Here is an 8,699-nt window from a genome sequence, read left to right on the forward strand (position 1 = left end):
CTCCCCCCCCCCGCCGCCAAGCCCGAAAGGCCGTCTGAAAAAGACCTTTCAGGTAGCCCATACCAAACTGTGTTTCAAGTGGTTTATCAAGCCCTGCCCGTGCTCAAACCCGCCTTGCCGTTTTCCCACAAGCTTTTCAGCAATACTTTCCACGCTGACAATTTAGGATCAGGCTGTTTGCCTTGTCCGATCAAATCCATTTGCGTCATATACCAGTTCATTTCCAGCATCGCGCCCGCTTTTTTATCAACCAACGCCACGCCTGTTTGAATGCGGTCAGTTTGCACGGTTTGGTAGGTGCCGTTTTGCATTTGGTTCGCCAAATCAGGCACTAAGGCAAACGGGCGGGCGACGCCGACCAAATCCAAATGGCCGCTGGAGAGCGCTTCTTCCATGGCGTTTTGCGAACGGAAGCCGCCGGTGATAATCAGCGGAACTTGGCTGACTGCACGGGCTTTTTCGGCGTAATCGATGAAGAAGGCTTCGCGTTTGCGGGTGCTATCTTTAGCCGCGAGCATTTGCGGGCTTTCGTAGTTGCCACCGGAAACTTCAATAAAATCAATGCCCATTTCCGATAACTTTTGTACCACCTGCACCGATTCGCTTTCGTCAAAACCACCTTTTTGGAAATCTGCCGAATTGAGTTTTACGCCCACCAAGAAATCTTTGCCCACAGCGGCGCGAATGGCGGTGTAGGTTTCCAAAAGGAAGTGCATACGGTTTTCCAAGCTGCCGCCCCATTGGTCTTGGCGGCGGTTGTGGTGCGGCGAGAGGAATTGGCTGATGAGATAGCCGTGCGCGGCGTGAATTTGTACGCCTGAAAAGCCTGCCTGTTCGGCAATTTTGGCGGTTTGCACGAATTGCTGAATCAGCCCGTTGATTTCATCGGCACTCAATTCGCGCGGCGGATTGATGAAGCCGTCCATGCCCACCAACGGCACGGCGCTCGGCGCAAGCGGTGTTTTATTGACCACCGCAGGCGACTGCTTGCCCGCATGGTTGATTTGCATGATAAGCAACGTGTCGTTTTGTGTGCCGGCTTTCGCCCATTTTTTCAGCATCTCAAAACTGCGGTCGTCTGAAATCACCACATCGTTTATCGAACCTTTGCCGCTTTCGGCAACCATCACATTGCCCGTCACCAAAACGCCCGCGCCGCCTTGCGCCCAAGTGCCGTACAGGCGGACGAGTTTTTCAGACGGCTGGTCATTCTGGGCAAGTTGCTCTTCCATAGCGGATTTGAAGATACGGTTTTTAGCGGTTTTGCCGTTTTGAAAAGTGAATGGCGTGAATAACATAATCGTTCCTTTAAGTTGATAAGTTTAAAAATGTAAACGTATTTGGGTAAAAATAAAGGGTTAACGGATAACCCTATTTCGAAAGCGGGCAATTTTGAGCCATCAAATCGGCAAGCTGTTTCAACTTCGCCACCGCATCCGCCATAGCGATACTGTAAAACCGCTCTTTGCCGACCTGCTCCACCGCCACCGCACCGGCTTGCAACATGATTTTCAAATGATGCGACACCGCAGGGCGCGACAGATGCAGATGCTCGGTCAGCTCATTCACATTCATCTTGCCGTGTTCCCACAGCACGCGCAGGATTTGATGGCGGTTTTCATCGCTCAACACAGTAAAGATGGGAATGCACTCGTGCATTAAATTCATAGTTTGTTGCGGCATATTCGGCTTCTTGAGTTTATATGTTTAAAAACTTGAACTCATTTTAGAGGAAAAGATGGGGAATGTCAAAGGGAATTTTCAGAAGATGGTTTTAGCGTACAAATCACAGTGTCTCATCAATCATTATCTCAGTCTGCAAGCCGTTTCAGACGGCCTTTTTCGTAATAAAGAGCGGTCAAATTTTTAAGTGTTTTGCAAATCATCTTAAAAATTTGACCACTTGCATCATTATCAAGGCCGCAGCCGTCTGAAACATTGATAGACCGGTTACTGATGTTTGCTTTCTGCCACTTTTGTCCATTTTGCCAATGTCTGCTTCATCTGTGCCTGAGGGATGAAGCGGGCCATCCGTTCTACTTCTTTGCCTTGATAAAACAGCAGCCATGCAGGTACGGTCAGCACGTGGAAACGTCCAGCCATTTCGGGTATTTCAGCAATATCTGCTTTTACGGCATACACATTCCCCTCCACCGCCAAAGCTGAATCAAGCTGGGCGGCCACGACCATACAAACACCGCAGATTGGGGCTTTGATGTACAGTGACACTAAAGGATGTGTGGCGATGGCCTGTTCGATGTCTTTCAGAGTGTGCAGTTCTTGCATGTCATGTACTCCTTTGAGCGATTAAACCCTTTTCTAGTTGTCCAGAAAAGGGGCTTTCAACGAAATGAAAACGAGAAAACGTTTTAAGTCGTCTAGATTTTTTCGACAACCACTTTTACCCGCGCTTTCAGGCTGTTCAACACTGGCGAGCTGGCGGCGGAGCGGTCGGCGAAATTTTGCAGGGTAGGAAGGTCGGCGTCGGCTTTTACTTTTACGGTTAGCACCAGATTATCCAGTCCGCCGTAGCCATCTTCCATGCCGAACAGTTTGGCCATGTCGATACCGCCGCTTGCGGATATTTCAAACTGTTCCAGTTTCACGCCTGCTTGTGCTGCTTGCAACTCGAAACCTATGGAGCAGCAGCCTGCAGCAGCGCCGATCAGGTATTCCATCGGACTTGGGGCGGCGTTTTCACCGCCCATGTTTTTCGGTTCGTCTGTGGTAAAGGCAGGGAAGCGGCGCACGGAGATTTCATTCTTCGTGCCGGATACCCAGCGCGAATCGGCGCGTAATGCTGCCTTGCCTTTTGTATGGTCGTTTTCAACCGCTGCCATGGTAGTTCGGAAACGTTCGATATCTAACCCGTTAATCATGTTTTGTCCTTTCATATGATGAATTGCAGATGGTTTTTCGCTACACTTACACGCCCATTTTCCACGCGGAGATGCGTTTCAAATTATCCACCGTGTCGTGATTGACGATGGCGGCGAATGTGCCGTCCAGTTTGGCAATTTCGGCTTTGTCTTCATCGCTGAGGGCAAAGTCAAAGACGTTCAAGTTTTCCGCCATGCGTTTGGGTTTGGTGGATTTTGCCAACACGATGATGCCACGTTCCACCAGCCAGCGGGTAATCACCTGCGCCATGGATTTGCCGTATTTCGTACCAATTAGCGACTGACAAAATGGTGGGCAAAAGCCCACCGCTTCAAGTTGATGTTTTATCATTAACCGAACACTTTTTTCAAATGTGCTTGGTAGTCTGCGAAGTATTGTTCTACTTGTGGATTTTTAACTACATCGTTACATGTAAATGTCGGTAGACGGGTCAAACCGATGAACTCGTTGAGTTTGTGGAAAGGCATGTACACAGCATCCACATCTTTGCCTTCAAAGAAGTCGCCTTCACGGGTGAACGCTTCAATCGGCGCATTCCAAGTAAGCGAAAGCATGTGTTTTTTGCCTTGCAACAAACCACCTGTACCGAAGCCTTCAGTCGGGCTGACACGATGACGGCCATCACTGTGGTAAAGCTTGCCGTGTCCAGCGATAAATACTTCGTCTATGTATTTCTTCACTGTCCAAGGCTCGTGCATCCACCAAACAGGCATCTGCCAAATCACGGCATCCATCCACAAGAATTTTTCGATTTCTGCCTCAACATCATAGCCAGCATCAATCACGGTTTCTTTTACATTGTGTCCAAGTGCGGTCAAAACTTCTTTTGCTTTTTTGTGAAGCGTGTGGTTTAACTCACCATGTGAATGGCCGAAAGCTTTACCACCGTTTAATAATAAAATGTTCATTTTTACTCCTAAGAATAAATAATTTATAAAAAAAGGATGTGATGTTTACGGATATTGACTTCTGTTCACTCTCATGAAAGTGCAGTCATTTTATGATTTGTTTTTATTGAGATAAATATGGTTTAGCTTTATTATGTAATGAATTAAATTCACTAATAAAAGAGAGTTTAAAGAGAAAATGCAGAACTTTAACGAGCTGAATTATTTTTTGACACTGGCGCAAACGCAGAGTTTTGTGAAGGCAGGGCAACTTTTGGGGATTTCTTCTTCGGCGTTGAGCCATAGCATGAAAAATTTAGAAACGCGGCTGAACCTGCGTCTGTTCAACCGCACTACACGCAATGTGTCGCTGACCGAAGCCGGGCAACAGCTTTTCGACCAACTTTCGCCGCTTTATCAAGCCATAAACCAAGAAGTCGATGCACTAAATGATTTTTTAAATACGCCTTCGGGATTGATTCGTATCAACGCTCCGGCGGTGGCGGCGGAAGCGGTGTTGTACCCAAAATTAAAGCCGATTTTGAACCAATACCCGAAAATCCGCTTGGAAATCGTGGTGGACGATCGTTGGGCAGATATTGTGAAAGAAGGATTTGATATGGGCGTTCGGTTAGGTAACAAGGTAGCGAAAGAGATGATTGCCGTACCGATTTCTGCGCCGTTCAAAATGGCGTTGGTCGCCTCGCCCGATTATTTGGCGCAATACGGTTCGCCGAAAAATATTGATGATTTGCAGCAGCACCGTCTTATCGGCGCGAAGCTCTCCGCCGAACACGGCTCGGAAATTCAATGGGAATTCAAATACAAAAAAGAGCTGATTACGTTCACACCCAAATCGCAGTTTTCTATCAACAATCATCTGCGCCTGCAAGCCGTTTCAGACGGCCTCGGCATCACTTGGCTGCCGCATATCATCGCCGCAGACGCGCTCCATTCAGGGCAACTGGTCGAGCTTTTGCCTGAATACGCCATCACTTACGATCCGCTTTACCTCTATTACCCCAGCCGCCGCGGGCATTCGAATGTGTTTAAGCTGATTGTGGATGCGCTGCGGGTGGAGGTCGTCTGAAAACGTAAACTTCATGGAAGTTAAACAAAGTTCCTACATAACTAAAATGTAAACAGCATCCTGCACTTACCTCCATAAAAGTGCAGGATGCTTTGTTTTAGGCTGCCTGAACCGCTCAAAAAACAGTATGATATTCACTTGTTTTCTGTTTCGAGGAGTCATCCATGATTGCAGCTACCATCACCATCCAAGATCAAAACCTCGCCGGCAAAGTGCTGCACGAACTGTTTTTGAAGTTCCGAACCAACCACATCAGCGCGGCGGAGCTGATTGCTGAGCGCGTGCGACAGGAAGTCGCCGCCTACAACAACCGCGCCGCCGATGCCCTGCTGCGCCACAGCCTCGTTATCCCCACCGATCGCGGCGACATCGTAATTCAGGAACCGCGCGGCAAAAAAGGCGCGCACCCGCAGCCCGTGGACGCGGAAAAGCAAATCGCTATCGCCCTGAAAGCTTTTGAGCAGAACGCGTTTTTCATCCTTGCCGACAACCGCCAGCTGGAAACGTTGGACGACATGGTGTACCTGCATGACGGACTGGTCGTCAATTTCATCAAACTCACGCCGCTGGTGGGCGGATAAGCAGCCTGAAAACCGCCGCGCAACGCTACCGCGCCTTTGCCGAAACCACCCGATACAGCCTGAATAGTGCGGACAAGAAAACCCTTACCGACGTTGTTCGCCTTTACCGCAAAATAACCAACACATTGATACGCAAGGAAAGTCCCATGACCCAAAACCAAACCGTGCAGATTTCCGACAGCCGCCGTACCGAGTTCAATCAGATTCTCGACGTACTGCAAAAAGAATGGCGCCAAAAACGCTCGAACGAATACGACACGATAAATCTGAAACTCTGCCCCAGCTTTGCCGAAGTGGAGAAAGCCGCGCCTGAATACCGCGTCGATTTCCTGATCCACTGCATTGATTTGATACGCGGCTGGGGACGAAATAAAGTTTTTAACAACAAAGGCGGTGACAGGATACACAATTACGGCACCATCCGTGCGGCGGTGGCGATGGCTCTGGCGCGCAAAACGCTGCCGATGACGGAGCAGGATGTGCAGCGCATTTTTGCCGCCATGCTGGACGACAACGGGCTGTCCGAGCAGGAATCAGACTACTATCCACTCAAATATCTGATCAACCAAATCAAAAAACAGTTTCCCAATCCGAGCGAAACGCTTTCGGAATGCCTGAAAAACGCCTGCAGCCGTTACCGCGTCTTTGCGGAAAACTTGTGGGACAAGAAAGCCGCTACCGCCAACCTTGCCGCTCTGGCGGAACTGTCAGGCAGTTTCGCCGAAGCCTGCTTTCCCGCCCAAGATGACGCATTTGCCCGATACGCAAATCTCCAGCTTGCCGCGCTGCCGCCCGAACAGCAGGACGTATGGAGCAAGATCATTGCACTTGCCCTGTCCGCCAATGCGGGCAAGCCGAGCGAAAAATACCTGAAAGAAGCCAAAACGCTGATCGACGCGTTGGGGGTGGACAGGTTCAAAAAAATGCTGCACGGCTGGATAGAATTTGTCTGCAACAGCGAAGTACAGACCGAAACCGTCACCCACGGAGCATACAGCTACACCACCCATGTCCTGCCTGTTTGCAGCGTCAACCAGACTGTACTCAAAGGACTGGTGTGGATGTGCAGCCATTTCCACGATAGCGCCACCCTGTCCGCCCTTACCCAACTTGCGCTGCATTCATACGACAAAATCCCCAATCTCGGCGCACGCTATGCTGCTATGGGTAACGCCTGCTTCTATGCGCTGTTCCGCTCCAAAGGGCTGGACGGCATCGCCTGCCTTTCACGCCTGCGCCTGCGGATTAAGTTCAGCAATGCGCAGAACGCGATTGCCAACTATCTGGACGAAGCCGCCGCGCAGCGGGGTGTATCCCGCAACGAAATCGAAGACATGGCGGTGGACAGCTTCGGCTTGCAGGAAGGCTGTCGCGACTATGACTTCGACGGCTACACCTGCCGTCTGGCGGTTACGGGTGTAGGCAAGTCCGAACTGCGCTGGTTCAAACCTGACGGCTCGCCGCAGAAAACCGTACCCGCCTTCGTGAAAACCGACCATGCCGACAAACTGAAAAAGCTCAAAGCCACACAAAAAAACCTCAACACCACGCTCACCGCCCAACGCGACCGCTTGGACCAAATGATGCGCTCCGAACACCGCGTGCCACGGGAACACGCCGAACAGTATTACTGGCAACACGGACTGATGTCCTGCCTCACGCGTCCGCTAATATGGCAATTTTTTCGCGACGAAAACGACACGCAGGGCAAATCCGCGCTGTGGTTGGACGGAACATGGGTGGACGAAACGGGCGCGCAAACCGATGTTTCAGACTGCCTGCAAATCAGCTTGTGGCATCCCGCGCTTGCCACTCAGCAAAGCATCGCCCAATGGCGTCAACTGCTGTTGGACAAAGAAATCCGCCAGCCACTGAAACAGGCATATCGTGAAATCTATCTGCTCACCGAAGCCGAAATCAACACCAAAACATACAGCAACCGTTTTGCCGCCCACATCCTGAAACAACACCAATACATGACGCTTGCCAAAGGGCGCGGCTGGAGAGGCTCGCTGGCAGGCGCGTGGGACGGCGGCGACGACGCAACCGTCTCGTTAGAATTGCCCGAATACAACCTGCTCGCCCAATTTTGGGCAAACGCGGTGGACAGCGAAGACGCATGGACGGAAAGCTATATCTGGCAGTATGTCAGCACCGACCAAGTGCGCTTTCACCGGTTGGACGACGATTACCATGCCACCGCTCTGGACTTAATTGATATCCCGCCGCGCGTGTTTTCCGAAGTGCTGCGCGATGTCGATTTGTTTGTCGGCGTGGCAAGCGTGGGCAACGACCCGACTTGGGAAGACAACGGCGGAGAGGCACGTTTTTACAGCTACTGGCAGAGCTATTCCTTCGGCGATTTGGGCGAAGTCGCCAAAACCCGCAAAGCCGTATTGGAAACCCTGCTGCCACGCCTGAAAATCGCCAAGGTTGCCCACATAGACGGCAACTTCCTCGTCATACAGGGTAAGCTGCGTACCTACAAAATCCACATCGGCAGCAGCAACATCCTGATGCTGCCGGACGACCAATACCTCTGCATCGTACCTGACAGCCGCAAAAAAGACGCATCCGACAAGCTGTTTATCCCGTTTGAGGGCGACAACACCCTCTCGGTCGTCCTCTCCAAAGCCATGCTGCTGGCAGAAGACGACAAGATTACCGACAGCACGATTACCTCGCAGATTCAGCGGTAAATTGGGACAGCCTGGAACACGCAAATGCCTCCATCCTTGCGGTTTCAGGCTGTTTTGGAACACAAGACGCGTAGGCAGCACATGCCCGCCCTACCGCGAGAACACTAGGCATAGGTCGGGTTCAAACCCAACATTTCGGGAAGATTGACCGTTTTATTGAGGCTTGAGCCGACCTGTACTTGCTGAATATCCGCTGCCGAGAGACCTTTGCAAAATTCCCCAAAATCCCCTAAATTCCCACCCAGACATTTAGGGGATTTCCCATGAGCACCTTCTTCCAGCAAACCGCACAAGCCATGATTGCCAAACACATCGACCGTTTCCCACTATTGAAGTTGGATCAGGTAATTGATTGGCAGCCGATCGAACAATACCTGAATCGTCAAAAAATCCGTTACCTTCGAGACCACCGTGGTCGTCCCACCTATCCCCTGTTGTCCATGTTCAAAGCCGTCCTGCTCGGACAATGGCACAGCCTCTCCGATCCCGAACTCGAACACAGCCTCATCACCCGCATCGATTTCAACCTGTTTTGCCGTTT

Annotated in this window: 10 protein-coding genes; 4 read left to right on the plus strand and 6 right to left on the minus strand. The window is 50.8% G+C overall.

The genetic code is table 11. The annotated features are described in order from the left end of the window. Positions 1-86 precede the first annotated feature (86 nt). From ACTHSX_RS09390 to ACTHSX_RS09415, 6 genes are all read right to left on the minus strand, one after another. Positions 87-1,298 carry an NADH:flavin oxidoreductase/NADH oxidase family protein gene (locus tag ACTHSX_RS09390; RefSeq protein WP_440377490.1) on the minus strand — a complete coding sequence of 404 codons (1,212 nt, stop codon included), beginning with the start codon at positions 1,296-1,298 and terminating at the stop codon, positions 87-89. 73 nt (positions 1,299-1,371) lie between these two features. Next, positions 1,372-1,683, minus strand: a complete 312-nt coding sequence (locus ACTHSX_RS09395) for an ArsR/SmtB family transcription factor (RefSeq protein ID WP_250590030.1) — start codon at positions 1,681-1,683, stop codon at positions 1,372-1,374. A 267-nt stretch (positions 1,684-1,950) separates the two neighbouring features. After that, positions 1,951-2,286, minus strand: a complete 336-nt coding sequence (locus tag ACTHSX_RS09400) for a thioredoxin family protein (protein ID WP_440377491.1) — start codon at positions 2,284-2,286, stop codon at positions 1,951-1,953. A gap of 92 nt (positions 2,287-2,378) precedes the next feature. Continuing rightward, positions 2,379-2,879, minus strand: coding sequence for an OsmC family protein (locus tag ACTHSX_RS09405; protein ID WP_440377492.1), 501 nt, complete (start codon positions 2,877-2,879; stop codon positions 2,379-2,381). Positions 2,880-2,925: 46 nt separating this feature from the next. Continuing rightward, entirely contained in the window at positions 2,926-3,231 is a 306-nt protein-coding gene (locus ACTHSX_RS09410; protein WP_440377493.1) for an aldo/keto reductase, read from the minus strand. Further along, the gene (locus ACTHSX_RS09415; RefSeq protein ID WP_039862395.1) at positions 3,231-3,809 is read right to left on the minus strand and encodes an NAD(P)H-dependent oxidoreductase; all 579 of its coding nucleotides are present in this window, start codon (positions 3,807-3,809) and stop codon (positions 3,231-3,233) included. The genes ACTHSX_RS09410 and ACTHSX_RS09415 overlap by 1 nt, the downstream gene beginning before the upstream one ends. Positions 3,810-3,987: 178 nt before the next feature. On the opposite strand from ACTHSX_RS09415, the gene ACTHSX_RS09420 reads away from it, so the two are divergent. The 4 genes from ACTHSX_RS09420 to ACTHSX_RS09435 form a co-directional block, all read left to right on the plus strand. Then, positions 3,988-4,878 (plus strand): LysR family transcriptional regulator, encoded by an 891-nt coding sequence (locus ACTHSX_RS09420; protein WP_440377494.1) that lies wholly within the window; start codon positions 3,988-3,990, stop codon positions 4,876-4,878. Between the two features lie 164 nt (positions 4,879-5,042). Further along, on the plus strand, positions 5,043-5,459 hold the full coding sequence (locus ACTHSX_RS09425; RefSeq protein WP_223168683.1) for a hypothetical protein: 417 nt from the start codon (positions 5,043-5,045) through the stop codon (positions 5,457-5,459). A 146-nt stretch (positions 5,460-5,605) separates the two neighbouring features. Then, positions 5,606-8,158 carry a DUF4132 domain-containing protein gene (locus ACTHSX_RS09430; RefSeq protein ID WP_440377495.1) on the plus strand — a complete coding sequence of 851 codons (2,553 nt, stop codon included), beginning with the start codon at positions 5,606-5,608 and terminating at the stop codon, positions 8,156-8,158. 263 nt (positions 8,159-8,421) lie between these two features. Then, on the plus strand, positions 8,422-8,699 hold a 278-nt coding region (locus ACTHSX_RS09435; protein ID WP_440377496.1), incomplete at its 3' end, for a transposase.

It is taken from the genome of Neisseria sp. P0014.S002 (assembly GCF_051958295.1).
In the GTDB taxonomy this organism is placed as follows: domain Bacteria; phylum Pseudomonadota; class Gammaproteobacteria; order Burkholderiales; family Neisseriaceae; genus Neisseria; species Neisseria flavescens_B.